This is a genomic window from Agarivorans sp. B2Z047 (genome assembly GCF_023373605.1).
Lineage (GTDB): Bacteria > Pseudomonadota > Gammaproteobacteria > Enterobacterales > Celerinatantimonadaceae > Agarivorans > Agarivorans albus.
The window spans coordinates 4,365,316-4,388,550 of sequence record NZ_CP088080.1; the positions used below are offsets into that span (position 1 = coordinate 4,365,316).

Genomic DNA, 23,235 nt, shown 5'->3' on the forward strand with positions numbered 1-23,235 from the left:
GCTCCTTTCAAGAGTTAAAAATCGACGGTAACACCGTCTAACATTCCGCTGTCTAAATTATTCGATTTTTCGGTGCCATGCAATTTAATCATCAAACGAAGATCGTTAGGTGAATCAGCATGGGCAATAGCTTCGGTATAGCCAATTACGCCACTTTCGAACAATTCAAACAAGCTTTGGTCGAAGGTTAACATGCCCTGTTCGCGGGATTTACTCATTAACTCTTTGAGCTTATGCATATCACCTTTACGAATTAGATCCGCGGCTAAAGGTGTATTAAGTAAAATTTCAAATACCCCGCGACGGCCATTGCCATCTTTGGTTGGCACTAACTGCTGAGCCACAATCGCACGTAGGTTGAATGATAAGTCAAAACACAGTTGGCGATGACGCTCTTCTGGCACTAAGTGCATAATCCGGTCGAGGGCTTGGTTAGCGTTGTTGGCGTGCAAGGTAGCCATACATAAGTGACCCGTTTCAGAGAATTGCAACGCAAATTCCATGGTCTCACGGGTACGGATCTCACCAATCAAAATCACATCGGGTGCTTGGCGCAATGAGTTCTTCAAGGCTTCATCAAACGACGGCGTGTCAATGCCCACTTCACGCTGGTTAACAATACAACCAGCATGTTTGTGCATAAATTCCACCGGGTCTTCAATGGTAAGAATATGCCCACTGGAATTGTGATTACGGTAATCGATCATACTGGCCTGAGTGGTTGACTTACCGGCACCGGTAGCACCAACAAACAAAATCAAACCACGTTTCGACATACCTACTTCTTTGAGAATTTGCGGCAACTGCAGCTGCTCAAAACTTGGAATATCAGTTTCAATACGACGAATTACCATGCTTGGCTGTTCGCGTTGATAAAAAGCACTCACACGGTAACGGCCCAAGCCTTGGCGAGCGATGGCAAAGTTTGCCTCACGACCAGTAACAAAGGCTTCTAGCTGAGCCTCTGTGCGAATGGCAGCTAGCATATCCATGACATGCTCTGGCATTAGTTTTTGCTCATTCAGCGGCATTAAACGGCCACTCACTTTAGCACTAGGCGGCACCCCAACCGATAGATATAAATCGGATGCTTTACGCTCCGACATATCGCTTAATAGCTCATCGAGTAACATAAACCCTCCTAGAAGTTATTCGGATCTGCAGCTTTAAGTTTAGCGTCTTCATACGACACCATGCCTTGGTTCACCAACTCTTTTAAGTTTTGATCTAAGGTCTGCATACCGTGCGCCATACCGGTTTGAATAACCGAGTACATTTGCGCCACTTTGTCTTCACGAATCAAGTTACGAATAGCTGGAATACCGGTCATGATTTCGTGAGCAGCCACTCGTCCGCCGCCCAGTTTTTTAAGCAGAGTTTGAGCAATTACCGCACGCAGCGACTCCGACAACATGGAACGTACCATGTCTTTTTCTGCTGCTGGGAATACGTCAATCACACGGTCAATGGTTTTAGCTGCTGAAGTGGTGTGCAAGGTGCCAAATACTAAGTGACCCGTTTCGGCTGCGGTTAGTGCTAAACGAATGGTTTCTAAGTCACGTAATTCACCAACCAGAATAATATCCGGGTCTTCACGAAGCGCTGAACGTAGCGCATTGTTAAAGCTGTGGGTATCGCGGTGCACTTCACGTTGGTTAATCAAACAGTTTTTGTTTTTGTGCACAAATTCTATCGGGTCTTCAATGGTAAGGATGTGCTCGTGACGCTGCTCATTAATGTAATCGATCATTGCCGCCAATGTGGTTGATTTACCTGAACCGGTTGGGCCAGTTACTAGCACTAAACCACGTGGGTGTTCGGCGATTTGCCTAAAAATAGCCGGTGCACCTAGTTGCTCTAAACTCAATACTTCTGAAGGAATGGTACGAAATACCGCTGCCGCGCCACGGCTTTGTTGGAAGGCATTCACACGAAAACGCGCTACACCGGGAACCTCAAACGAGAAGTCAATCTCGAGGTTTTCTTCATACTCTTTACGTTGCTTATCGTTCATAATGTCGTAGATCAGACTATGAACTTGTTTGTGCTCTAATGCCGGTACGTTAATTTTACGCACTTCGCCGTCTACCCGAATCATCGGTGGCAATTCTGCAGATAGGTGTAGATCCGACGCGTTATGTTTTACACTAAAGGCCAGTAATTCAGTAACATCCATTTAATTGTTTCCTCAATGTGAGTCTATGAGCAGTATTACCCAAGCACTTCAATTTGTTAACCAAGAAATTCAGCAAGCGTTAGCTAAAGCACATCGACCCGCTGATGCTGTTGATTTGTTAGCCGTTAGTAAAACCAAACCCTTGAGTGATATTGCCAGCGCCTATCAGGCGGGCCAACGCAGCTTTGGTGAAAACTATGTGCAAGAAGGCGTAGATAAAATCATCGAAAGCCAACAGCAAAGCTGGTTAAAAGAGCCCATAGAATGGCACTTTATTGGCCCCTTGCAGTCCAACAAAACTCGCCTTGTGGCGGAGCACTTTGATTGGATGCAAACCCTAGAGCGGGCCAAAATTGCCGATCGCTTAGCAGCGCAGCGCCCTAGCAACATGGCGCCCTTGCAAGTGTGTATTCAAGTCAATATTAGCCAAGAACCGGCTAAATCTGGAGTGTTACTGGAAGATGTAGATGCATTAGCTGCACACATTGCGAAACAGCCAGCCTTAACCTTGCGCGGTTTAATGGCCATTCCGCAAAAGCTTGAGCAAGGCCAAGAGCTGGCAGCTCAATTTGCTGCCATGCAACAAAAATTTAGCGAATTACAACAACAATATTCTAGTGTTGATACTCTTTCTATGGGGATGAGTGGCGACATGCAAATGGCAATCAATAACGGCAGTACCATGGTTAGGGTGGGCAGCGCGATATTTGGCCAACGAAACTAATACCAATCACACTAAGTAAGTGATCAGAAATAGCGCAGGAAAAATACTCGAGAATAAGACAGGATTTTTCGATAAGTAGTTATTCTACAATCAAAAATACTAACGCAATTATCGAGTATTTTAACCAGCTAGAATGAACAGTGTCTTAGTACGATTGGTATAAGAACAATAATAAGGAAAATTGAACATGACAGCTCGAATTGCGTTTATTGGCGGTGGTAACATGGCCAGCAGTTTGATTGGCGGCTTACTCGCTAATGGCGCAAACCCAAGCAACATTACCGCTAGTGATCCGAATACTGAGCAGCAGCAAAACCTTAAGCAGCAGTTTTCGGTAAATGTCACTGGCGATAACAATCAAGCCATTGCCCAAAGCGATGTGATTGTATTGGCGGTAAAACCGCAACTTATGGCAGTGGTTTGCCAAGCCATTGCCGAAGCAGGCAATGACTTAAACAGCAAACTGTTTGTCTCTATTGCTGCAGGAGTCAGCGTTAAACGCTTGAAAGGTTTACTGGGTGAGCAGGTTGCCATTGTGCGCACCATGCCTAATACTCCTGCATTGGTTGGCCGCGGTATGACGGGTTTATTTGCTCCAGCAGATGTAAGCAAAGAGCAAATTGCTAGCGCCGAGCAGCTAATGAAAGCTGTAGGTGAAACCTGCTGGGTGGCAAACGAAGATGATATCAACCATATCATCGCAGCTGCAGGCAGTGCCCCCGCTTACTTTTTCCTATTCATGGAAGCTATGCAGCAGCAGGCAGAGCAACTAGGCTTTAGCCCTGAACAAGCGCGAAGCTTGATTCAACAATCAGCTTTAGGCAGTGCCGAACTGGTTGCAGCTAATCCAGACCTTGATTTAGCGACACTTCGGGCCAATGTTACTTCTAAGGGAGGAACGACTGCCGAGGCGATTCGTGTTTTTGAAGAGCAAGGCTTACGTAAAGTAGTCGCCAATGCCATGGACGCCGCCGTTGAACGCGGACGCGAAATGGAAAGTTTGTTTTAAATTATTCTGAGGACCTTATGCAAGCGCTTAGTTACTTGATTGAAGTTGTATTCAACCTCTACTTGATGGTGGTTTTACTGCGTGTGTGGCTACAAATGGCGCGCGCCGATTTTTACAACCCGCTTAGCCAATTTGTGGTTAAAGCAACCAACCCCATTGTCGTTCCGCTACGCCGGGTTATCCCAGGATTCGCTGGAGTAGATTGGGCAGCAGTGTTCTTGGCATTAGTCATATCCTTTGCCAAATGGGCTATTTTAATGCAGCTACGTGGCGGTTTTGATTTAACTGCGGTAGCGATTCTGGCCTTGTTTAGCACCCTAAAAGAAGCAGGAATGTTGTTGTTCTGGGTGTTGTTACTGCGCGCTATCCTAAGCTGGGTAAGCCAAGGTCGCAGCCCAATAGAGTATGTATTAGGCCAATTAACTGAACCGCTACTTTCACCGATCCGCCGAATTCTTCCTTCCATGGGAGGATTGGATTTATCTGTATTGGTGCTATTTATTGCGCTTAACTTTCTTAATTTGTTAATCGCTGGTTGGGTGCCATTCTGGAGCTCTTTGTAATTGCCTAAGCCCGTTAGCTTTGATGACGTAAACCTGCTGTTGCAGGTTTACGTGCAACCCAAAGCCAGCCGTGATGCAATTATTGGCTTGCACGGTGAAGAGCTTAAAATCGCTATTACTGCTCCACCGGTTGATGGAAAAGCCAATCAGCACTTGAGCAAGTTTTTAGCGAAACAATGTAAAGTGGCCAAGTCCCAAATCTCTATCCTTCGCGGAGAACTAGGTCGCCACAAAACCATTAGCATTGCTCAGCCAAAACAAATCCCTGAGATAATCGCTGGTTTGCTGTAACTTTTATCGCGCAGAATCTTTCTATACTTAAACCATGCATGTAAAAAAGGTCGCCCTCATGAGTAAGTTTTTCTTGGTCAACTTGATCGCCAGCATAATGCTATTTTCTCTACCCAGTCAGGCGGAACAAAAAGCTCAACTGGGTAACTATGAAGTGCACTATGTGGCTTTTAACTCCACCTTTATTCCAGCAGAAGTCGCCAAAATTTACGGTTTGCAGCGTAGCCGATATAACGGCCTAATTAACATTACCGTGCTCGACAGCAAATCGGCTAACAAGGCTCCAGTTGCAGTTAACATATCAGGAACAGCGCGTAACTTAATTGGTAATCAAAAAAGCCTAGAGTTTAAAGAGATTCGTGAAGGCGAGTCGATTTACTACATTGCCGAATTACGTCACAGCAACGAAGAGACCTTTCGTTTCAAGCTCACTATTGATGACGGCAAAAGCCAACAGCTGCTAGAGTTTCAACAGAAGTTCTACGTAGATTAGGGGCTGTTAATCTTTGCTGATGGTTTTTACAGCAATTTATTAGCCATTTAAGCAAGGCAGTGAGTGTGAAATCGTTCGCTAACGCAGAATAAATGGCTAAGAAATGCTGCCCGAAGGGTTCAGATAAGCGAACTTTACTCTTTGTTGAACACTTCTCGCTTAGCCCACTAGGCTTCTAAGTGCTCGCCGCGATTAAAGCCCGCTTATCTCGAATAAAATTTCAACACCAAAGAGCAACAACCCCTAAACAATCTAAAATACCCAGCCTTAGCTGTTAGTTAAGGCTGTTTCAGCACAGCCCCTTCGATTAAACTACACCAGCCTCTTGTTACTCTAGGACTCAGTATGCAAAAAGTTGTACTTGCCACCGGCAACCCCGGCAAAGCGGCCGAGCTTTCGGAATTACTTAAACCACTAAACAAGCAAATTATTGCCCAAAGTGAGTTTGCCATAGAAGACGCCGCCGAGACTGGCACGACCTTTGTGGAAAATGCCATTATTAAAGCCCGCCACGCGGCTAAGATTACTGGGCTCGCTGCTATTGCTGACGACTCGGGTTTAGCCGTAGACTACTTAAATGGAGCTCCCGGTTTATACTCATCTCGCTACGCTGGCGAAGATGCTAATGACCATGACAACGTGCTCAAACTATTAGATGCAATGAAACAGGTACCGCCAGCCCAGCGCGGCGCAGAGTTTCACTGCGTATTGGTTTACTTGCGCCATGCCGATGATCCAGCGCCGCTAATTTGCCACGGTAAATGGCGCGGCAACATTACCGAAGAAATTCATGGTGCTGGCGGCTTTGGCTATGACCCGGTATTTTGGGTTGAACAACATCAAGCAACATCTGCTCAAATCAGCAAAGCAGAAAAAAACGCCCTTAGTCATCGCGGCATTGCGTTACGCCAATTGTTAGCGCAGATGGAAGCGCTAGCATGCTAAGGCTTAGCCCAGCACTTAGCCTTTATGTGCACGTGCCTTGGTGCGTGCAAAAATGCCCCTATTGCGATTTTAACTCCCATGGCCTCAAACAAGACTTACCTGAAGCCGATTACATACAAGCCCTGCTGGCCGATTTAGATGCCGACTTAGCCCGCTTTCCGGCCTTACATGGCCGAGCCTTGCACAGTATTTTTATAGGCGGAGGCACCCCTAGCCTGCTATCTGCCCAAGCTATCAGCGATTTATTGCAAGGCATCAAACAGCGCTTGGTTTTAGGCCCTGAGACCGAAGTAACCATGGAAGCCAACCCCGGTACCGCCGAGGCAGAGCGCTTCGCGGGTTATTTTCAAGCAGGGGTAAACCGCTTATCCATTGGCGTACAAAGCTTTCAAGCTGAGCACCTCACCAAGCTTGGCCGCATTCACAGTGGTGACGAGGCCATCAAAGCCTTTGAGTTCGCCCAGCAAGCCGGTTTTAAACGCATTAACCTTGATTTAATGCACGGCTTGCCAAATCAAAGCCTCGAGCAAGCAATGGGCGACTTGCAACAAGCATTTGCCCTTGGCCCAAGCCATTTATCTTGGTATCAACTAACGATTGAAGCCAATACCGCCTTTGCTTCTCGCCCTCCCAAACTGCCTAACGAGGATCTGTTATGGGATATTTATGAGCAAGGCCACCAGCTACTGCAACAAGCAGGCTTTGAGCAATACGAAGTCTCGGCCTACTGTAAAAATGGAGACCGCTCACAACACAATCTTAATTATTGGCGTTTTGGCGACTACATAGGCATTGGCTGTGGCGCACACGGCAAAATAAGCGACCTAACTCAACAAGCCATCATACGAACAGAAAAAGTTAAACACCCTAAGGGGTACTTAGCACCAGAGCGCGAGTTTATGTTTAAGCACTGGGCAGTGGAGCAAGATGATTTAGCCTTTGAGTATTTCTTAAACCGCTTACGTTTGTTTGAAGATATTCCCAAGACTGAGTTTATTAACTTAAGTGGTTTGCCGCTTAGCAAGCTTGACTCATCGCTTAAAGAGGCAAGGCAACAAGAGCTATTAGATGAACATGATCAGCATTGGGCGGTAACAAAAAAAGGCCGTTTATTTCTAAACGACCTTCTCAATTGCTTTACTGATTAAGCGGGTAATTAAGACTCGCGAGCGAATATCAAATCCCACACACCGTGGCCTAAGCGATGGCCGCGGTTTTCAAATTTAGTTAATGGGCGCCATTCTGGACGCGGCACATAGTCGTTAGTGTCTGAGGTATTGCTATAACCCGGTGCAGCTTGCATGACTTCTAACATGTGCTCGGCGTAGTTTTCCCAGTCTGTCGCCATGTGGAATACACCACCAATCTTCAGCTTCTTGCGTAGCACTTCAACAAACTCAAGTTGCACGATACGGCGTTTGTGGTGACGCGCTTTGTGCCATGGGTCAGGGAAAAATAGTTGAACAGTATCTAAACTATTGTCTGGAATACTGTCATTCAATATTTCTACTGCGTCGTGTTCAAATACGCGTAAGTTTATAATGCCCGCTTCAACAGCATCTGCCATACAAGCGCCAACTCCGGGGCGATGCACTTCAATACCAATAAAGTTGGTTTCTGGGGCCGCTGTGGCCATTTCTACTAAAGACGCTCCCATACCAAAACCAATTTCTAGTACGGTTTTTGCCTCGCGACCAAATACATCCGCCAGTGAGTAGTTGCTGGCTTGGTGGTCTAAGCCCATTTGCGGCCAAAACTCTGTTAATGCCTTTTCTTGGCGTTTAGTTAAACGGCCTTCGCGCTTAACAAAGCTGCGAATTTTACGAAGACGTTTATCTTCAACTTGCTCTTGAGAAGCCTCAGGTGCTTGGTTTTGGTCTTGCTCGCTCATGATATTTCCAGACTAGATATTGCAGGGACATTCTAAATGTAGAACAGGGCTGGCATTATCCAAAGTTCTCGCCGTTGTGCAAGCTTTGCACGCTAAAGCTTGCAATGTTTTGCAGCAAAAATCAGCTCGAAAGGTAAACAGCCCCTAGCGTTTATTTGGCGCTAGCGTCCCTACTCGCTCAATTAAACTTTTTTGCTGACTGAGGTTTACCGTTTTAATCACCACTCGCTTACCCGCCGGGTAATGGCTCAAGTTATTACCATTCACCCAATCAGCTTCTGGCCGAATAGGCCTAGAACAAAACCCGCCACCGCAATTTGGGCAAACATTAGCTAAAACGGTTTCCACACATTCTTTACAAAAAGTGCACTCAAAGGAGCAAATCATCGCGTTGGTTGCATTGGCTGCTAAGGGTGTTTCGCAGTGCTCGCAACAAGGTCTAAGTTCTAACATAGCGCCTCCTACTGTTAGGTTTCCTATAATAAACAGGTAATGATGTTAAAGCCCAAGCAAAGAGGGTTGATTATTCACAATGTTGGCTATCTCCAAACAAAACGGTTTTACCCTAATCGAGCTAGTGATGGTTATTGTGATTTTAGCCATATTAGGTGTAGTAGCATTACCGAAGTTCCTCAACTTACGCTTCGATAGTAAAGCTGCCACATTAGAAACTATTGGTGGAGCAATGAGAGAAGGCTTGCATTTGGTCTATAGTGAAGCAGCCTTGCAAAATAAAACTAATGGCAACAGCGAAATAGACTATTTGGGTACTCAACTTCCGGTTTACCAAGGCTATCCCGCGGTAGATGGCAGCGATAGTTTTCAGCAACTGAATACTCAAGTGCAAGCATGGTTGGATATAGATTCTGTGGCCTTACCTTCGATCATTGCCAATAATGATGCCGCTCCCTTTTTTGTGGACAAATCGACTGCATTGAATCGAATTTACATCTTCTTTTCTGATGATTTAGCCGATAAAAGTGTATTCTTTGATTGCCATGTTTTATATACCAACCAAGAGAATGGCAACGGCCCTAGCGTTACAGTTAAAACATCAGATTGTTGATCAAGCAACATTAATGGAATGTACTCAGCAAAAACATTTAGGATAATTTAATGACCTCCAAACCAAAATCTCGGCAGTTTAATGACCAAGAGTTTCATGGCGGTGATGCTCCACTCTACGAGGGCCAAGGCTATAGCTTTAAACAAGCACAGCATATGGCTACCGTAGTCTATCAACCTGCCCACCTTAATCCTTCAGCTCCCGCGGGTATGCAAGGCAAAGGACGTTTAGATGGCACCTGGATTTACAGTGAAGAGCCAGACAAAGCCGAAGGCATTTTAGCCAGTGGTATAGAACTGGTGATGGATTCAAGCCTAGAAGCCAATGGCAGTATCGGTTTGCATCAACATACTCATACCGAAGAGCTTTATTATCTGCTCAGTGGCGAGCTCGTTATTACCGTGGTTGAAGGAGAAGAGCAGCAGACCCAAACCCTTAAAGTTGGTGACTCCCACTGTATTCACCCTGGACAAAGTCACTTTGTGCAAGCTGGCTCTACTGGCGCTCGCTTTATTGTGGTTGCCGCCAAAGTTAACAATTAGGACTTCGTAAATTGCTTTTCAACAACACGCCCGCCGCCATTAACAGTGCAGCGATTATTGGCTGTAACTGGGGTTTAGTGCACTTAGGCGCTTTGCAGCAAAGCCAAGTAGAGGTTAAAGCCTTACTTGATTTAGACATAAACAAAGCCCAGCACCTAGCAAAGCAACATGGCATTGCTGCAGCTTGCAATAACATCAACCAACTACCGCCGGTAGATTTAGTGATTATTGCCAGCCCCGCAGTCTCGCATTTAACGCTTATCGAGCATTTTAAGAACACCGCCATCATTTGTGAAAAGCCACTAATGGGCTTAAGTGCAACCCAGCCCTTATCGAGCTGGCCGCAAAACCTATGGGTGAACTATGCCTTTAATTACTTAGCAAGCGCTCAGCTTATCAATAACTTGTTGGAGGCCGAGCAACCAGTTAAGGCGCACTTAAGCTCACAGGTAAACTTGCCGCTTAACTTTAACTCAGAACAGTGGTTTTTAGAGACAGCTAGCCATCCCCTATCTTGGTTATTGCATAAACTCGGCGAACCAAAGCAGCTCTCTTCTACAAAATGCCGGGGGCAGCATGACAATCAGCACTTGAGCTTAGAGCTTGCATGCAAGCAGCATCAGATTGAGGTGGATTTTAGTTTAGGTGGATCTCCGGGCATCTTTCATCAAATACGCTTAACGCAAGGCGACAATAACATTGAGTTGCAAGGCGAATATGTACCCGGTCAAGCTTGGCGTTTTGCGCCAGTGTTGTTAAATGGTGTAGCACAGAATGAAGGGGAGTTTCATCCGCAAGATTGTTGGTTACAAGCCAATCATCGCTCTACTTCCTCCATCATCGAGCACTTACGTGGCCACACCAGTAAACAGGCATTACTCGCTGCTGGCGGATTTAGCCCCAACAAAGCGCTTTGGTTAGAACAAAGCCTAGTAGCCACACAAAGATAGCGGTTGTTTCTTAGGCTTAAGCGCGGGAAAATAGCAGCAACTTTCATTATTTGAGCAAAGTGTGAAAAATGAAACTCGATAGTAAAGACAAGTTAATACTCGATTTGCTGCAACGAGACGTAAGCATCCCGCTCAACGACATCGCCGAACGGGTGGGTTTATCAGCAACCCCTTGCTGGCGTAGAGTGCAAAAGCTAGAGCAAGCAGGCTTTATTCGCCACAAGGTCGCCTTACTCGATAGAGCTAAACTCAACCTAGGCGTAACCGTGTTTGTAAGTGTGCGCACCTCGCAGCACGACCAACAATGGTTGGATCAATTCAAGCAAGCCATTCAAGATATTCCAGAGATCATTGAAGCTCACCGCATGAGTGGCAGTATCGACTACTTGTTGCAGGTTGTAGTACCTAGTATCGACGACTACGATAAAGTATATAAGCAACTGATCGAACGCTTAGCTTTTACCGATGTAAGCTCAGCCTTTTCTATGGAAGTCATGAAATCGACCACCTCGCTGCCAACCCACTATTTAAACTAAGCACTTTTAATGACCAACAATCTCGCAAACTTTTCCAACCGAGTGGTTACTTGGTATCACCAAGCTGGGCGTAAACACCTGCCTTGGCAGCAAGGCAAAACACCCTACAAAGTTTGGCTGTCGGAAATCATGCTGCAGCAAACTCAAGTGGCTACGGTTATTCCTTACTTTGAACGTTTTATGCAACGTTTCCCTACGGTGAGTGACTTAGCTAAAGCCGATACCGATGAAGTGCTGCACCTTTGGACCGGCCTCGGTTATTACGCACGAGCGCGTAATTTACACAAAGCAGCTAAAATGATTGCCGAGCAACATAATGGACGATTTCCCGAAGATATCGACCAAGTTATCACTCTACCAGGCATTGGCCGTTCAACCGCTGGCGCGGTATTGTCTTTATCCTTAGGACAACGCCATGCCATTTTAGATGGCAACGTAAAGCGAGTACTCGCTCGTCACCAAGCGATAGCAGGTTGGCCAGGTAAAAAGCTAGTGGAAAACCAACTATGGAAACTGGCCGAAACCAATACGCCAGAGCAACAAACTACCGAATACAATCAAGCAATGATGGATTTAGGCGCCATGGTCTGCACTCGCAGCAAACCTAGTTGCGAGGTTTGCCCTGTAGCCGAAGACTGCCAAGCGCTTAAGTATCAGCGTCAAGGCGACTTCCCCGGTAAAAAGCCAAAAAAAGTATTGCCAGAAAAACCCACTCAAATGCTGATTTTGCATTGGCAGCAGCAGTTTTTGCTCTATCAACGCCCCATGCAAGGGCTTTGGGGAGGCCTATATTGCTTCCCTGAAATTAACATTGAAGACAGCATTAGTGATTGGTTAAATCAGCATCAAATGAGCGCCGATGCCATTTATGAGCTCTCACCGCTAAGGCACACCTTTAGCCACTACCATTTAGACATTCAACCTTCGCTCATCGAGCTTAGCGAAGCGCCTAACTTACAAGTCATGGCAGACAATCAACAACTTTGGTATAACATGCAACAAGCACCCAAAGTTGGCTTAGCTGCCGTTACAGAAAAGCTGTTAAAAATAGCGCAACAAGCACTTTAATTTAGCCTTTGCCTCCCTTAGGCAAAGCAAGGAAAAAGGACCTATTATGGCTAGAACCGTATTTTGCCAACGTTTAAAAAAAGAAGCCGAAGGCTTAGATTTTCAACTGATTCCTGGTGATGTGGGCAAGCGCGTTTTTGACAACATCAGCAAAGAAGCCTGGACCGAGTGGCAGAAAAAACAAACCATGTTCATCAATGAGAAAAAGCTTAACTTGATGAATCAAGATGACCGCGAGCTACTGCAAGCAGAAATGGTTAAGTATCTGTTTGAAGACGGTGAAGTGGATATTGAAGGTTACACACCACCAAGCCAATAAACTCAGAGGCTAAACCCAAAAAAACAGAGCACCAGCTCTGTTTTTTTATTTCTAGTAATTAGGGTCTGTTGATCTTTGGTGTTGAAATGTTGTTCGAGATAAGCCGGTTTTAATCACGGCGAGCACTTAGAAGCCTAGTGGGCTAAGCAAGAAGTGCTTAACAAAGAGTAAAGTTCGCATATCCGAACCCTTCGGGCAGCATTTCTTAGCCATTTATTCAGCGTTAGCGAGTGTTTATTAAGCCCACTTAACCGCACACTCACAGCCTTGCCTAAATGGCTAAGAAACTGCTGCAAAAACCATCAGCAAAGATCAACAGACCTTACAGTTTAACGATTAGGCGGCACTTGAAAATAGGCATTTTCAGTGTCTTGGTAAGCGCTTAAATCCACTTCTTTACCTTGGTAGCTAAGCACTATCTGCGCTGGCTCACTAACAGTGACAGCAAATGGAGCTTGCCCCTGCCATTGCTGGTAAGTGCCAGCTTCTAAGGTTTGATTAACTAAAGTACGCTGCTGGCTATCCACAATACGCAGCTTAAGCTCACCATTCACCCGCACGCTAATAGTGGCAGGGCGATAATATTGGCGCGGATAGTCATGTGGATACCAATAGTCCCAAGGATCATCTAACCAATATATCGGTGGTGGTAGCACAATGATAGGTGGCAATATTTCTTCAGGTGGGATCACCTCTTCTGGCGGCGGAGCAATCGGTAGCTCCACCTCTGGCTGGTCAACTTCGGGCAATACTTCAGCGATTGGAGGCTCAGGCTCTAACTCAGGCAACTGTTCTGGTTCTGGAAAGTCAGGCTCAGGGAAATCTGGCTCTGGAAAGTCCATATCCATGTCCATGTCAAACTCATCTTCGGCGATAGCCGCCGTTGGCATTTGGCCAGCTATAACGAGCAAGATCACAGCGAGGTAGAGCTGTTTCAACATAATTCCCCCAAACATTAGTGAATTCTTTGTTAGCCTAGCCACTCCAGCCAGTAAAAGCTATTACCACCTTTTGCTAACTAGCCCCCACACACTTTTCTGGTAAGCTTAATTCTCACTCGACGAAGGACTGATGCTGTGGCTTGGCAAATCTTAAGTATTGTTGCACCACTAATTATTATTGTGGTGTTGGGTCTAATTTATGGCCGCAAACACCGACCCGACATTAGCGCTGCCAATCGCATGAATATGGAGATATTCTGCCCTGCCTTAATCTTCTCGGTGCTAGCAAATACCCAGTTAGAGCTAGCGGATTATAGCGAACTGCTACTAGCATCAATTTGGGTAGTGTTAGGTTCCGGCCTAGTATTGCTTCCTCTGATTAAGCCTTTAGGGTTAAAGGCGCGTACCTTTTTGCCACCAATGATGTTCAACAACGCCGGTAACTTGGGGCTACCACTGATTATTTTAGCCTTTGGCGAAGCAGCCATGCCGATTGCAGTGATTCTATTTGTGGTTGAAATGGTCTTACATTTTTCGGTAGGCCTGTACTTTATTGATACCAAAGCAAAATTACTTTCAACATTGCGCATTCCGGTGATTGTTGCTGCCATTGCCGGCATAGTTTGGGGAGCCTTAGATCTCTCGCTACCCAAAGTCATTGCCACGCCAATAGAAATGCTCGGACAAATATCGGTTCCGCTAATGCTATTTACCCTAGGAGTAAGATTAATCGATGTAGATTTAAAAGATTGGCGCATCGGTATGATTGGCGCTATCGCTTGCCCTCTTAGCGGCCTATTGTGTGCTTTCTTGGCCATTGCAATTTTGCCGCTCAACAGCTTGCAACAATCTTGCTTAATTTTGTTTGCAGCTTTACCGCCCGCCGTACTCAACTTTATCATTGCCGAACAGTATCAAATTGAACCGCAACGGGTAGCCTCCATTGTAATGCTGGGCAACATCGCCAGCTTAGTGTTTATCCCGTTAGCCTTATTGTGGGTATTACCTGCTAGTTAACTACAAGCTAAGCTGCGTTCTTTACCCCGCATTTACCGCTAAGTTATTCAAGGCAAATTAGAATTCCTGTCTAAGTCCACTATATTTATCTTAATACGCGCTCGCATAGTGGACTTAAAAATGAAAATAAGAACAAAGTTTTTGCTGTTGTTACTCGCAGGAGTGGTTATCCCAGTATTGGTGATTTCCATCATCACTGTTTGGAGCGTGCGCAATAGCGCTGAACTCAACTTTGAACAAAGAAGTACTGCAGAGCTCGGGCACATTGATACCACCTTTTCCATCTACCTAAACGGCCTAGCCGAAGATGCTAAATTTCTCGCTACCTCTAAAGTCATCCGACAACTGGACCATAGTGTAACCACCTACATGGGCAAACCCAGCACCATGATGACTCCAGATAAAATTGGCGGCGTAGAGCAAGAAGCCTTTCACTTTATGCGTGAATTTGGCGAAGCACGGCCCGACCTAGCCTATGTCTACTTAGCGATGGACCATGGTGGTTATATTCAATGGCCCTTAGGTAAAAACTCTGCCGATTACGACCCAAGAGTGCGGCCTTGGTACCCTTTATCTATAAACTCGACAACCCCGGTACGGATTCCCGCCTACCAAGATTTAATCTCTAAAACCCCCTTGGTGGACTACATGGTGCGTTTTGAAGGCGCCAAAGGAGCATTTGGTACTATTGGCGTAGATGTCACGCTAAGTAAACTCACAGACTTAATTAAAAAAGTGAAGTTTGGTGAACAGGGCTACATCATCATGATTGAAGACAGCAACACGATTTTGGCTGACCCATCAAGTGAAGAAAACCTGTTTAAAGCGATTGGCGACGTGGCAAGCTATCAGGCTATTCAAAGCGCATCGCCAGGCTTACACACCATAGAAAAAGACGGTGAAACGTGGTTAGCCAACGTGTATTTATCTCCTGATCTTAACTGGCGCTTTATTGGCTTTATGCCTGCCAGCGAAGTGTATCAACAAGCCAACTCGCTAATAACGCTGATAATAGGCGTTGCCATTTTGATGATGGTGGTATTTATCGCGATAGGCTTTACCTTGATGAACGTGATCACCAAACCGATGGTTACCATCACCGAAGGCCTAGAGGGTATCGCATCTGGTGAAGGCGACTTAACCCAGCGCTTAGATATCCAATCTAACGATGAATCGGGGCAAATGGCCAATGCCTTCAACCGCTTTGTTGAATCGATTAACTCACTGGTTGCCAGCATTAAAGGTAATAGTGAACAAGTAGATAACTCCGCGGCGCAAGCCAGTGAGCTGTCCAGCACCATGAAGCAAATTGCAGAGGGGCAATTAGCCGCTGTAGAACAAGTTTCAACGGCATTCCATGAAATGGTAGCCACCTCTAATGAAGTGGCGTCAAACTGTAGCCAAGCGGCTTCTAGCGCCGACGACAGCCAGCAACAGGTAGAAGAAGGTCATCAACTTATTCAAGATACGGTGCGCGCCGTTAGCCAACTAGAAACCACCTTGAATGAGTCCAATCAAGCCATGGATGAACTGTCGCAAGAATCAGCTAACATCACTGTAATCTTAGATACCATTCGCGGCATAGCTGAACAAACTAACTTGTTGGCCTTAAATGCCGCCATTGAAGCCGCCCGAGCGGGTGAGCAAGGCAGAGGATTTGCAGTAGTTGCAGACGAAGTGAGAACCCTGGCTGGCCGCACCGCAGAATCTACCGAAGAAATCGACAAACTATTGAGCAACTTGCGCCAACAAACTTCCAATGTAGCCACTAAGCTCTCTAGCAGTATTGAACACTCCACCACCTCGGTAACGGCCACCAACCAAACCAGCACAGTGTTTGAGGCTATATTGCAATCGGTACTTACCATTCGAGACATGGCCACGCAAATTGCAGCCTCAGCAGAAGAGCAGCACTTGGTAGCAGAAGAAATCAATCGCAACATCACCGATATTCATGACGGCTCTAGTCAAGCAAACGAGGTTTCTCAGCAACTAGAACAAAGCGCAACCGCTCTTAACTCTCTAGCGGGAAGCTTACAAGAAATGGTATCGCGATTTAAAACAAACTAACAAAACGGAAAATTTAAAAGCCCAAGCACTTTGCTTGGGCTTTTTGTTAGATAAATCTAGCGGTTCTCTAGGCGACTGTAATCCAACACGCCCGACTCCAAAGGCTCAGCTTGGAGATAGACTTGATGTAAGCGGTCACTAAATGGCCAAAACTCGTTGTTGGTTCTGCGAACTCCATAACGTTTCATAAATGCTTGATAGCCTTGTTCGTTATGCACTTGCACCAAAGTTTGTTGTAATTGTTTCAGCTCAGACTTTTCGACTTGCCAAAATGCACCAGGATAAGCCCCTACTAAGCCAGGCAAAACAGATATGGTGTCTTGATCTGGCAAACGGTTATTGTCTTCTAAGAACAAGCTAGAAATGTTGGTATGAGCGTTATGCCTCAATAGCGTGTAGTACTCAGGCTCATCTTTCTCTACGTCGTCAACTTGAATAAACACCACTTGCGGCAACAGCTTAATCGCCCCACCGCGCCAAGCACCTACTTGAATGGCAAAGTCAGTCACTTCTCGTGAATATTGCGGCCAGGTAATTTGATGTTTTTGGCTTAATACAGGCGCCAATTTCTCACCAATCATGTCAAACAACTGCTGTTTGTATGGCCCGTCTCCGCTATATTCCACTGCACTTTTAAAGAAAGCCTCTTGCGGGCGAGACTCAACAAATTCGATAATATTTTTGTCTGCACCTATATACCAGCTACGTAGTTCATCATAACGCATTTCAGCTGGTAAGAATGAGGCAAAACTGCCCTCACCTTCCATACGTAAAAAGTCCATGTATAAACGGGTTACTAATTGATGGCCCAAGTTTCCGTATGGGTCAAACCCAGCAACTAATAAGTAATGAATTCGCTCAAACAAGGAGTAATCAATAACCCAAGCGGTTTTTGGCTGCCTGCCTACGGTGCCTTTTACAACGCTGGCACTGTCAAAATGGCGGAAGATAGTAAGTGCGGCATTTTGGTTTACCCCGTCACCATCCCACAGTAAATCTAAATTGAGTATTGAGCTGTCTTTACTCAGCCATTGATTCACATGGTCGATACTCGCATCCATAAATTTGCGGTGACGCTTGGAGTAATTAAGCCAAGCACTAATTGGCAGCACATTACTTTGCTCAACCGATGGCATTCTTAAGTGGTCGCTCTGTTCAACTAAGAATTCTGCTTGCTCTTGTTCATAGCGATTATCGGGGTTGGCGAAATATACCCAGAAGTGGTCTTGAATAACATTTAAAGCCACCTGCCCGCGACAAACAGGCCCTTTCATAAAGCCCATAATAAAGGTTTCGGCATCATCCAACATAAAGCGATAACGACCGTTCACAGTAAGATCCTGAAAAGCCACAAAAGGATTACCCGCCACTCTAGGCTCGTAACTCGGTAAGCTGTCTACCTTGGTATCATCACCTAAAAACCACTCGGTCCAGCGCTGCTGGCGAGCCTTGTCTAAGCGATAAGGAATATGAGTTTTCACCACAATGGTTTCGCGCTCTGGAGCCAAGCGGTAATACACGCGGCCTACATCTGGGTCATCGTAAGGGCGACGGGTTGCTATTTCGTCAATGGGCGTACCTGGGGCGGTTCGAGAGCGCACCAGTTTAAAAAAGGCAGGGCGAGTATTTGGGTCATCACCAAAATACAAATGGGTAATGAACAAGTGTTCGTAAATATAACGCGCCATTAACTGCTCTTTGAGCGAGTCACCGTTTAGAAAAGCCTCCCAATAAACAACCTGCTCAGCAAGCTGATTATGTGCGCTTAAGTCATCGGCCATCGGCGCGCCGCTGGCTAGCCAAGCGCTTAGCGTATCAAACTCGGCATCGCTAATTGCCGGCAGCCCATAAGGCATTCCCCATTCAGGATGTGAAGCCTGCACCTTAGCGTAGCCTTCAATACCCACACACTGCTGGGCTCGATCTAAAGCAAAATCAAAGGCCTCGGGATCTAAGATCTCGTTACCGGGGTCTAGGTAATCGCGCTTTTGTTTTAAGGCTTGATACATTACCCCCGCTTCTAAGTTCGCTTGTTCGCTTTGAATACGCTCATTTAATACCGGGTTAAAACCTTTCTGACGCCACATTTGCGTAGACTTAGCATCAGTATATAGGCGGGTGGTTGGAGCGGCAGTCACTCTGCTGGCATTGTACACGCGCTCAGTAGTTACCCCGCGGTCAATCCCGGCTGCAGAAGTAAGTTTTAACTGGCAAGGCGCGTCGTAACAGGCATGACACATCACACAACGCTGGTCTAAAATTGGCTTTACCTCTGCAAGGAACTCTGCAGCAGGAGGATGAGTCTCTGAAAAAATTCGCGTTTGTACCGAGGCTTCGCCAAATTGTTGATCAAACTGATTAACAATTACGCTTGAACAACCTACTACAAACAGCAACCCCCAAAAAATACTAAAACGTCGAAACATAGCTCATCCCTGATACAGCCTTATCTTTACTATTAGGCGCTTAACAATAGCCTAAGTATATAACAACTAAGCAGCTTAGCGCGCTTTTAGATTGGCCAGCTAACACAAGCAAACGAGATACAGGTTTGTGGTTTTATTAGTAAAAAAACTGTTCAGCCGCGCTAATTGCAACGAGATAAAGCACAACAAGTGTCTGTTCATTTTTAGAAGTGACTGGCGCATTTAGCTACTTCCCTAGCCAGCTTTAAATTTTTGCCTTCCAACCTTCCAATCAACTGTCGAATAAAAAAAGCACAAAAATAACTTGCAAAGTAAATGATAATGATTATCATTTAGATATAGAAATAAACGAGGACAACACTATGATTAAAACATTAACTTTTGCCAGCATGCATTTCACTATCGCTTTTTTGGTCACTTGGTTATTAACTGGTGACATGATGATTGGCGGTTTGGTCGCCATAGTAGAGCCAGCAGTAAACAGTGTGGCTTACTTCTTTCACGAAAAAGCATGGACCAAATGGGGCTTCAACCGCCCTCAACCAGCCAAGGAGTATGCATGTTAGACCAACAACGTGTTCAACAAATGGATATCAATATTTTGGTAAGCATTGTAAACATGCAAATTAGAAATGAGTTCTCTAGCTTTACTGAACTATGCAGGTTTTACGAGCTAAATCAGAGCCAGTTGAGCCAACGCTTAGCGTCAGCAGGCTACCAATTGCAAGCTAAGCAACAGCAGTTTACCGCGGCCTAATCACCTACCCCGCTCTGCTCAACAAGGCGGATGGCTAGTCTAAATAAGCACTTAAAAAGAATAAGCAGCTTGGTAAATAGCTAAACTACTCTGCACTGGCATTCATCGCGCTATAAGCACGGTAGGCAAATACTAAAAAGAAAGCTTCGAGCACTTGCCCAAAGACTCGATTGACAAACACCCATATGCCATTGGCGTTATTGTCTAATAGCCAATGATGCACAGCCCAAACCGGTATCATTGTAACCCCTGCAACCACTATCACACCCGCTAGCAAAGGCCACTTATAGGCTTCGGTTTGCCGCCAACTTGCGCTAATTGCTTCCACGGGACTGCTTTTGTTTAGTACACAATGTAAATCTGCCACCAACAACCGACTAGCGATAACAATACCAGGCAATACAAAAAAGCTCAGGCCAAGCATTACCAAAGCAAAACAAATTGCTACTACTGTAAACAACAAAGGCCAAATACTTAACGACGCTTGAAAGCAGCGAGCAATTGACCAAGGTTGCTGTTGAAACTGAGCGCGCATGTACAAAATGATTGCACCTTGATAAACCGGCTGCATTAACAAACCTATTATCACAAACATCCAGTAATTTGCGGTAGAAGGCTCGCTAGGGTTTTGAACATATTGGCTTTGCAGTGCGGCAAAAGGAACAGCAAAGGGCAAAACCATTAATGCCAATTGAGTAAAATGCTGACGGTAAAAACGTAAGCTATCGGCCAACCAGTCCCATAAACCAACTATTGCCATACTGCTTTCACTACTCCTTTAAAACCGCCAACCAACACGTTTATACTAAACCAATGCACTGATGTAATTGATTTAGTGAGGCTATTGTCCAGTTTACATTTTCCAATGGCTGATATTCAGGTTCACAGCTCTTGCTTCTTTGCAGCCACACACTGCTCATCCCCGCTGCATTAGAGCCTTGAGCATCATTCACCAAGTTGTCTCCAACATAACAACATTGGCTAAGCTCAAGCTTGGCCAATTGCGCGGCTTGCTGAAAAATCTCTGCTTTAGGCTTAGCAACGCCAGCCGCTTCTGCGGTTAGAACAAACTCAAAATAATCGAACAAGCCAGCTGCATGTACTTTTCGCTGTTGCATATCTTCTGGCCCATTAGATACTAACGCTAGGCGCCAGCCTTGTTGCTTAAGCTGATCTAAACAAACCAAGGTATCGCCGTACAACACTGTTGCATCGATATATTGCTGCATGAAATATTCGAAAGCCTGCTCAGCAGCTTCAGCACTTAAACTCTTATCTTGCAATGCTTCGCGCGCTCGGGCTTGGCGCATTTCAGCAGCGCTAAGTTTACCTTGTAAAAAAGCTGGATAATGAAGTTTTAGCGCACGCTTCCAATGACTTAGGGCGTCATCAGCTTGCGAGGGCTTATATTTACCAAACAAAGCTTTAGCGGCGGTTTCGGTAGCAACTCCGTCATTCACTAAGGTGTCGTCTAAATCAAACATTAGCATCTTGGCTTGGATTGGTTTAATCATCGGTATTCCTTTTATTTTCAGTCAGATTAGCGACAGGAAATAAGAAGTCAACGATTGTTTACAGCAAGTCCTTCTGCCTTCCCCCCAAAAGCTAGTGATCTAATCGGCCAGTGCTAACGTTATATTGAGGCAAAACACAATTGGAAGGACTCATCATGAAAACTCAATCTGTTGGCCTAAGTGATGTTACCGTGCTTTTTTACCCAAGCGACAACCCTTATCAGCTGCAATCTATGCTGTTAAAAGATCAAGTTGTGAATTGCCAAGGCAGAGTGGTGATCCCCAGCAAACACAAGCAGGGAAAAATTATTGTTGCCGTTATAGCCGGCCAAGCCGACTTACTAAACTTACTCGGCGACCGATTTGATGTAAGCCCCTTGTCTGTAGCTTAAGATTTAGCAGCTGCGGTATCTTTAGAAGACACTGTATCCTCCAGATCAGCTTCCGCACACATATAAGCGCGACTAGAACAAAATGGCGTAAGCGGCACACTGGGCTCTAATGGCTGCTCTTGCTCGGCTAATTGACGTTGATGCTTGTTGGTGACTCTAGCCACAATATAAAAAGCCATTCGCAGTGCCAATAATCCAAATACAACCGTTCCTACTGCTTGACCACCCAACACGCCCAGCGGGCCGAACCACTGTCCACCTAGATAAACAAAAGGGATCGTGCCTAAAGTTGCTTTGCCAAAATTAAGCATGGTAGAGGTGCTTGGGTAACCAAGATTATTAAAGGCAGCGTTAGCCACAAACATCGCCCCATTAAATACAAAGCTAAAGCTTATCCAGGTACAGAAGAAGCCAATAACAGTGGCCGCTTCGCCACCCACACCAAACACATCCACAATGACGTTTTGCCCTAACAGTAGAATTAACGACACAGCAACAACAAACCCACCGTTAAACCAAAGCGCTTTGCTTAAGGCCTCATGTACTCTAGCGTAATTATTTGCACCAAAGTTTTGGCCAACAATAGGGCCAATAGCGCCAGATAACGAGAATATCATGCCAAATGCCACCGGCATTATACGTCCAACCACAGCCCAACCCGCTACGTAGGCATCACCAAAAATAGCAATAGAAGCAGTAACATAAGCATTGCCTAAAGGGGTGGCTACATTGGTCATCATGGCAGGAGCTGCCACCTTTAAGATAGCGCGCAGATCTTCCAACCACTTTTGCAAACTAAAGCCAGCAAACAACTGGTGCTTGTAGACCACTCCAGACAAGGCAACCCCTGCAACCACAAAGCGCGCAATAACCGAGGCAATAGCGGCACCAGGTAATCCAAGTCCAAGCGCAAATATGAATATAGGGTCGAGTACCGCATTTACCCCGCCGCCAGCCAAGGTAGACCACATCGCCCGTTTTGCATCACCTACCGAGCGCAGTGCAGCGCCACCACTCATGGCCAAACCAAGAATCGGTAGCGAAGGCAGCAAGATTCTTAAATACTGCACCGCAAGTTCATGGGTTCTGGCCTTAGCGCCAATCAAGCTCAACAGCTCTGGAGCAAAATACCAAGCCAAAGCGGCAAAAGCAGCGCTAATTAAAAAACCAGTAAATAAGATATTGGTGACTAACTGCTTAGCCCGCGCTTTATCTTGTTGGCCAATCGCTTTTGACACCAGGGCGGTCATCGCAATCGATAAGCCAATAGAAATTGAAGTGGTAAAAAATGCGATAGTTCCGGCGTAGCCTACCGCTGCAGCAAGCTCAGCCTCCCCCAGCAAGCTAATAAAAAACAGATCGGCTAAATCAACCAAAAACAACGCAGTTAAGCCAATGGCATTAGTGGAGGACATAACAACGATGTGGCGAAAAATATCACCAGACACGAACTTTGCCTTTGGCATAGAAACTCTCAAAACAACTGGGTAATTTCTAGTGTAGGCGCTAATTAAAACGAAGTCATTGGCGAAATAGCCCCTTAAT

27 protein-coding genes are annotated in these 23,235 nt (G+C 45.7%); 18 read left to right on the plus strand and 9 right to left on the minus strand.

Translation table 11 applies throughout. The features are described 5' to 3' along the window. Positions 1–14: 14 nt before the first annotated feature. Complete coding sequence (locus tag LQZ07_RS20160) at positions 15–1,133, minus strand: PilT/PilU family type 4a pilus ATPase (RefSeq protein WP_016401370.1); 1,119 nt, start codon at positions 1,131–1,133, stop codon at positions 15–17. Positions 1,134–1,141: 8 nt separating this feature from the next. Continuing rightward, complete coding sequence (locus LQZ07_RS20165; protein ID WP_016401371.1) at positions 1,142–2,176, minus strand: type IV pilus twitching motility protein PilT; 1,035 nt, start codon at positions 2,174–2,176, stop codon at positions 1,142–1,144. Positions 2,177–2,201: 25 nt separating this feature from the next. Here LQZ07_RS20165 and LQZ07_RS20170 point away from each other — a divergent pair, with 25 nt between their 5' ends. The 7 genes from LQZ07_RS20170 (at position 2,202) to hemW (ending at position 7,349) form a co-directional block, all read left to right on the plus strand. Next, on the plus strand, positions 2,202–2,900 hold the full coding sequence (locus LQZ07_RS20170; protein WP_152784429.1) for a YggS family pyridoxal phosphate-dependent enzyme: 699 nt from the start codon (positions 2,202–2,204) through the stop codon (positions 2,898–2,900). A 187-nt stretch (positions 2,901–3,087) separates the two neighbouring features. Continuing rightward, the gene (gene proC / locus LQZ07_RS20175) at positions 3,088–3,909 is read left to right on the plus strand and encodes a pyrroline-5-carboxylate reductase (protein ID WP_152784428.1); all 822 of its coding nucleotides are present in this window, start codon (positions 3,088–3,090) and stop codon (positions 3,907–3,909) included. 17 nt (positions 3,910–3,926) lie between these two features. Next, the gene (locus tag LQZ07_RS20180; RefSeq protein WP_016401374.1) at positions 3,927–4,472 is read left to right on the plus strand and encodes a YggT family protein; all 546 of its coding nucleotides are present in this window, start codon (positions 3,927–3,929) and stop codon (positions 4,470–4,472) included. Beyond that, the gene (gene yggU, locus LQZ07_RS20185) at positions 4,473–4,763 is read left to right on the plus strand and encodes a DUF167 family protein YggU (protein ID WP_016401375.1); all 291 of its coding nucleotides are present in this window, start codon (positions 4,473–4,475) and stop codon (positions 4,761–4,763) included. It abuts the gene before it with no gap. A gap of 58 nt (positions 4,764–4,821) precedes the next feature. After that, a complete protein-coding gene (locus LQZ07_RS20190; RefSeq protein ID WP_152784426.1) occupies positions 4,822–5,256 on the plus strand; it encodes a DUF4426 domain-containing protein in 435 nt (144 codons plus the stop codon). Between the two features lie 345 nt (positions 5,257–5,601). Continuing rightward, a complete protein-coding gene (rdgB, locus tag LQZ07_RS20195) occupies positions 5,602–6,201 on the plus strand; it encodes an RdgB/HAM1 family non-canonical purine NTP pyrophosphatase (protein WP_152784423.1) in 600 nt (199 codons plus the stop codon). Further along, entirely contained in the window at positions 6,195–7,349 is a 1,155-nt protein-coding gene (hemW, locus tag LQZ07_RS20200) for a radical SAM family heme chaperone HemW (RefSeq protein ID WP_152784421.1), read from the plus strand. The genes rdgB and hemW overlap by 7 nt, the downstream gene beginning before the upstream one ends. A gap of 8 nt (positions 7,350–7,357) precedes the next feature. On the opposite strand, the gene trmB is transcribed toward hemW, so the two are convergent. Both trmB and LQZ07_RS20210 read right to left on the minus strand, forming a co-directional pair. Next, positions 7,358–8,092: a tRNA (guanosine(46)-N7)-methyltransferase TrmB gene (trmB, locus tag LQZ07_RS20205; protein ID WP_152784419.1), complete on the minus strand. Its 735-nt coding sequence runs from the start codon at positions 8,090–8,092 to the stop codon at positions 7,358–7,360. A gap of 144 nt (positions 8,093–8,236) precedes the next feature. Beyond that, positions 8,237–8,545, minus strand: coding sequence for a DUF1272 domain-containing protein (locus LQZ07_RS20210; RefSeq protein WP_152784417.1), 309 nt, complete (start codon positions 8,543–8,545; stop codon positions 8,237–8,239). Between the two features lie 79 nt (positions 8,546–8,624). Here LQZ07_RS20210 and LQZ07_RS20215 point away from each other — a divergent pair, with 79 nt between their 5' ends. The 6 genes from LQZ07_RS20215 to LQZ07_RS20240 all read left to right on the plus strand — a co-directional run bounded on the left by LQZ07_RS20215 (position 8,625) and on the right by LQZ07_RS20240 (position 12,573). Next, positions 8,625–9,158 carry a type II secretion system protein gene (locus LQZ07_RS20215; protein ID WP_016401381.1) on the plus strand — a complete coding sequence of 178 codons (534 nt, stop codon included), beginning with the start codon at positions 8,625–8,627 and terminating at the stop codon, positions 9,156–9,158. A 50-nt stretch (positions 9,159–9,208) separates the two neighbouring features. Continuing rightward, a complete protein-coding gene (locus LQZ07_RS20220) occupies positions 9,209–9,700 on the plus strand; it encodes a cupin domain-containing protein (protein WP_152784416.1) in 492 nt (163 codons plus the stop codon). An 11-nt stretch (positions 9,701–9,711) separates the two neighbouring features. Next, entirely contained in the window at positions 9,712–10,650 is a 939-nt protein-coding gene (locus LQZ07_RS20225) for a Gfo/Idh/MocA family oxidoreductase (protein ID WP_152784414.1), read from the plus strand. Positions 10,651–10,718: 68 nt separating this feature from the next. Then, positions 10,719–11,186 (plus strand): Lrp/AsnC family transcriptional regulator, encoded by a 468-nt coding sequence (locus tag LQZ07_RS20230; protein WP_016401384.1) that lies wholly within the window; start codon positions 10,719–10,721, stop codon positions 11,184–11,186. A gap of 9 nt (positions 11,187–11,195) precedes the next feature. Continuing rightward, complete coding sequence (mutY, locus tag LQZ07_RS20235; protein ID WP_152784412.1) at positions 11,196–12,254, plus strand: A/G-specific adenine glycosylase; 1,059 nt, start codon at positions 11,196–11,198, stop codon at positions 12,252–12,254. 46 nt (positions 12,255–12,300) lie between these two features. Then, positions 12,301–12,573: an oxidative damage protection protein gene (locus tag LQZ07_RS20240; protein WP_016401386.1), complete on the plus strand. Its 273-nt coding sequence runs from the start codon at positions 12,301–12,303 to the stop codon at positions 12,571–12,573. A 329-nt stretch (positions 12,574–12,902) separates the two neighbouring features. Here LQZ07_RS20240 and LQZ07_RS20245 read toward each other — a convergent pair whose 3' ends face one another. After that, positions 12,903–13,514, minus strand: a complete 612-nt coding sequence (locus LQZ07_RS20245; protein ID WP_152784410.1) for a DUF4115 domain-containing protein — start codon at positions 13,512–13,514, stop codon at positions 12,903–12,905. A 135-nt stretch (positions 13,515–13,649) separates the two neighbouring features. Between LQZ07_RS20245 and LQZ07_RS20250 the strand changes: the two genes are divergently transcribed. After that, positions 13,650–14,531, plus strand: a complete 882-nt coding sequence (locus tag LQZ07_RS20250) for an AEC family transporter (protein ID WP_249483314.1) — start codon at positions 13,650–13,652, stop codon at positions 14,529–14,531. Between the two features lie 120 nt (positions 14,532–14,651). After that, a complete protein-coding gene (locus LQZ07_RS20255; protein ID WP_152784406.1) occupies positions 14,652–16,601 on the plus strand; it encodes a methyl-accepting chemotaxis protein in 1,950 nt (649 codons plus the stop codon). Between the two features lie 56 nt (positions 16,602–16,657). Here the strand turns inward: LQZ07_RS20255 and LQZ07_RS20260 are convergent, their stop codons facing one another. Continuing rightward, the gene (locus tag LQZ07_RS20260; protein ID WP_152784404.1) at positions 16,658–19,027 is read right to left on the minus strand and encodes a fatty acid cis/trans isomerase; all 2,370 of its coding nucleotides are present in this window, start codon (positions 19,025–19,027) and stop codon (positions 16,658–16,660) included. A 362-nt stretch (positions 19,028–19,389) separates the two neighbouring features. On the opposite strand from LQZ07_RS20260, the gene LQZ07_RS20265 reads away from it, so the two are divergent. Then, positions 19,390–19,593, plus strand: a complete 204-nt coding sequence (locus tag LQZ07_RS20265; RefSeq protein ID WP_016401391.1) for a DUF2061 domain-containing protein — start codon at positions 19,390–19,392, stop codon at positions 19,591–19,593. After that, positions 19,587–19,784 carry a DUF4250 domain-containing protein gene (locus LQZ07_RS20270; RefSeq protein ID WP_016401392.1) on the plus strand — a complete coding sequence of 66 codons (198 nt, stop codon included), beginning with the start codon at positions 19,587–19,589 and terminating at the stop codon, positions 19,782–19,784. Before LQZ07_RS20265 ends, LQZ07_RS20270 begins: the two co-directional genes overlap by 7 nt. Before the next feature lie 85 nt (positions 19,785–19,869). Here the strand turns inward: LQZ07_RS20270 and LQZ07_RS20275 are convergent, their stop codons facing one another. Together LQZ07_RS20275 and LQZ07_RS20280 are read right to left on the minus strand one after the other, a co-directional pair. Further along, positions 19,870–20,544 (minus strand): hypothetical protein, encoded by a 675-nt coding sequence (locus LQZ07_RS20275; RefSeq protein ID WP_152784402.1) that lies wholly within the window; start codon positions 20,542–20,544, stop codon positions 19,870–19,872. A 40-nt stretch (positions 20,545–20,584) separates the two neighbouring features. Beyond that, positions 20,585–21,298, minus strand: a complete 714-nt coding sequence (locus LQZ07_RS20280) for an HAD family hydrolase (protein WP_152784400.1) — start codon at positions 21,296–21,298, stop codon at positions 20,585–20,587. Positions 21,299–21,453: 155 nt separating this feature from the next. Between LQZ07_RS20280 and LQZ07_RS20285 the strand changes: the two genes are divergently transcribed. Further along, entirely contained in the window at positions 21,454–21,690 is a 237-nt protein-coding gene (locus LQZ07_RS20285; RefSeq protein ID WP_016401395.1) for a DUF2375 family protein, read from the plus strand. Here the strand turns inward: LQZ07_RS20285 and LQZ07_RS20290 are convergent. After that, a complete protein-coding gene (locus tag LQZ07_RS20290; RefSeq protein WP_016401396.1) occupies positions 21,687–23,156 on the minus strand; it encodes an MATE family efflux transporter in 1,470 nt (489 codons plus the stop codon). The two genes, LQZ07_RS20285 and LQZ07_RS20290, sit on opposite strands and share 4 nt — an antisense overlap. Positions 23,157–23,235 lie beyond the last annotated feature (79 nt).

Coding starts and splice junctions, on each gene's coding strand:
- LQZ07_RS20160 (WP_016401370.1), bottom strand. CDS start 1,133: ATGTTACTCGATGAGCTATTAAGCGATATGTCGGAGCGTAAAGCATCC.
- LQZ07_RS20165 (WP_016401371.1), bottom strand. CDS start 2,176: ATGGATGTTACTGAATTACTGGCCTTTAGTGTAAAACATAACGCGTCG.
- LQZ07_RS20170 (WP_152784429.1), top strand. CDS start 2,202: ATGAGCAGTATTACCCAAGCACTTCAATTTGTTAACCAAGAAATTCAG.
- proC (WP_152784428.1), top strand. CDS start 3,088: ATGACAGCTCGAATTGCGTTTATTGGCGGTGGTAACATGGCCAGCAGT.
- LQZ07_RS20180 (WP_016401374.1), top strand. CDS start 3,927: ATGCAAGCGCTTAGTTACTTGATTGAAGTTGTATTCAACCTCTACTTG.
- LQZ07_RS20190 (WP_152784426.1), top strand. CDS start 4,822: ATGAGTAAGTTTTTCTTGGTCAACTTGATCGCCAGCATAATGCTATTT.
- rdgB (WP_152784423.1), top strand. CDS start 5,602: ATGCAAAAAGTTGTACTTGCCACCGGCAACCCCGGCAAAGCGGCCGAG.
- hemW (WP_152784421.1), top strand. CDS start 6,195: ATGCTAAGGCTTAGCCCAGCACTTAGCCTTTATGTGCACGTGCCTTGG.
- trmB (WP_152784419.1), bottom strand. CDS start 8,092: ATGAGCGAGCAAGACCAAAACCAAGCACCTGAGGCTTCTCAAGAGCAA.
- LQZ07_RS20210 (WP_152784417.1), bottom strand. CDS start 8,545: ATGTTAGAACTTAGACCTTGTTGCGAGCACTGCGAAACACCCTTAGCA.
- LQZ07_RS20215 (WP_016401381.1), top strand. CDS start 8,625: ATGTTGGCTATCTCCAAACAAAACGGTTTTACCCTAATCGAGCTAGTG.
- LQZ07_RS20220 (WP_152784416.1), top strand. CDS start 9,209: ATGACCTCCAAACCAAAATCTCGGCAGTTTAATGACCAAGAGTTTCAT.
- LQZ07_RS20230 (WP_016401384.1), top strand. CDS start 10,719: ATGAAACTCGATAGTAAAGACAAGTTAATACTCGATTTGCTGCAACGA.
- mutY (WP_152784412.1), top strand. CDS start 11,196: ATGACCAACAATCTCGCAAACTTTTCCAACCGAGTGGTTACTTGGTAT.
- LQZ07_RS20240 (WP_016401386.1), top strand. CDS start 12,301: ATGGCTAGAACCGTATTTTGCCAACGTTTAAAAAAAGAAGCCGAAGGC.
- LQZ07_RS20245 (WP_152784410.1), bottom strand. CDS start 13,514: ATGTTGAAACAGCTCTACCTCGCTGTGATCTTGCTCGTTATAGCTGGC.
- LQZ07_RS20255 (WP_152784406.1), top strand. CDS start 14,652: ATGAAAATAAGAACAAAGTTTTTGCTGTTGTTACTCGCAGGAGTGGTT.
- LQZ07_RS20260 (WP_152784404.1), bottom strand. CDS start 19,027: ATGTTTCGACGTTTTAGTATTTTTTGGGGGTTGCTGTTTGTAGTAGGT.
- LQZ07_RS20265 (WP_016401391.1), top strand. CDS start 19,390: ATGATTAAAACATTAACTTTTGCCAGCATGCATTTCACTATCGCTTTT.
- LQZ07_RS20270 (WP_016401392.1), top strand. CDS start 19,587: ATGTTAGACCAACAACGTGTTCAACAAATGGATATCAATATTTTGGTA.
- LQZ07_RS20275 (WP_152784402.1), bottom strand. CDS start 20,544: ATGGCAATAGTTGGTTTATGGGACTGGTTGGCCGATAGCTTACGTTTT.
- LQZ07_RS20280 (WP_152784400.1), bottom strand. CDS start 21,298: ATGATTAAACCAATCCAAGCCAAGATGCTAATGTTTGATTTAGACGAC.
- LQZ07_RS20285 (WP_016401395.1), top strand. CDS start 21,454: ATGAAAACTCAATCTGTTGGCCTAAGTGATGTTACCGTGCTTTTTTAC.
- LQZ07_RS20290 (WP_016401396.1), bottom strand. CDS start 23,156: ATGCCAAAGGCAAAGTTCGTGTCTGGTGATATTTTTCGCCACATCGTT.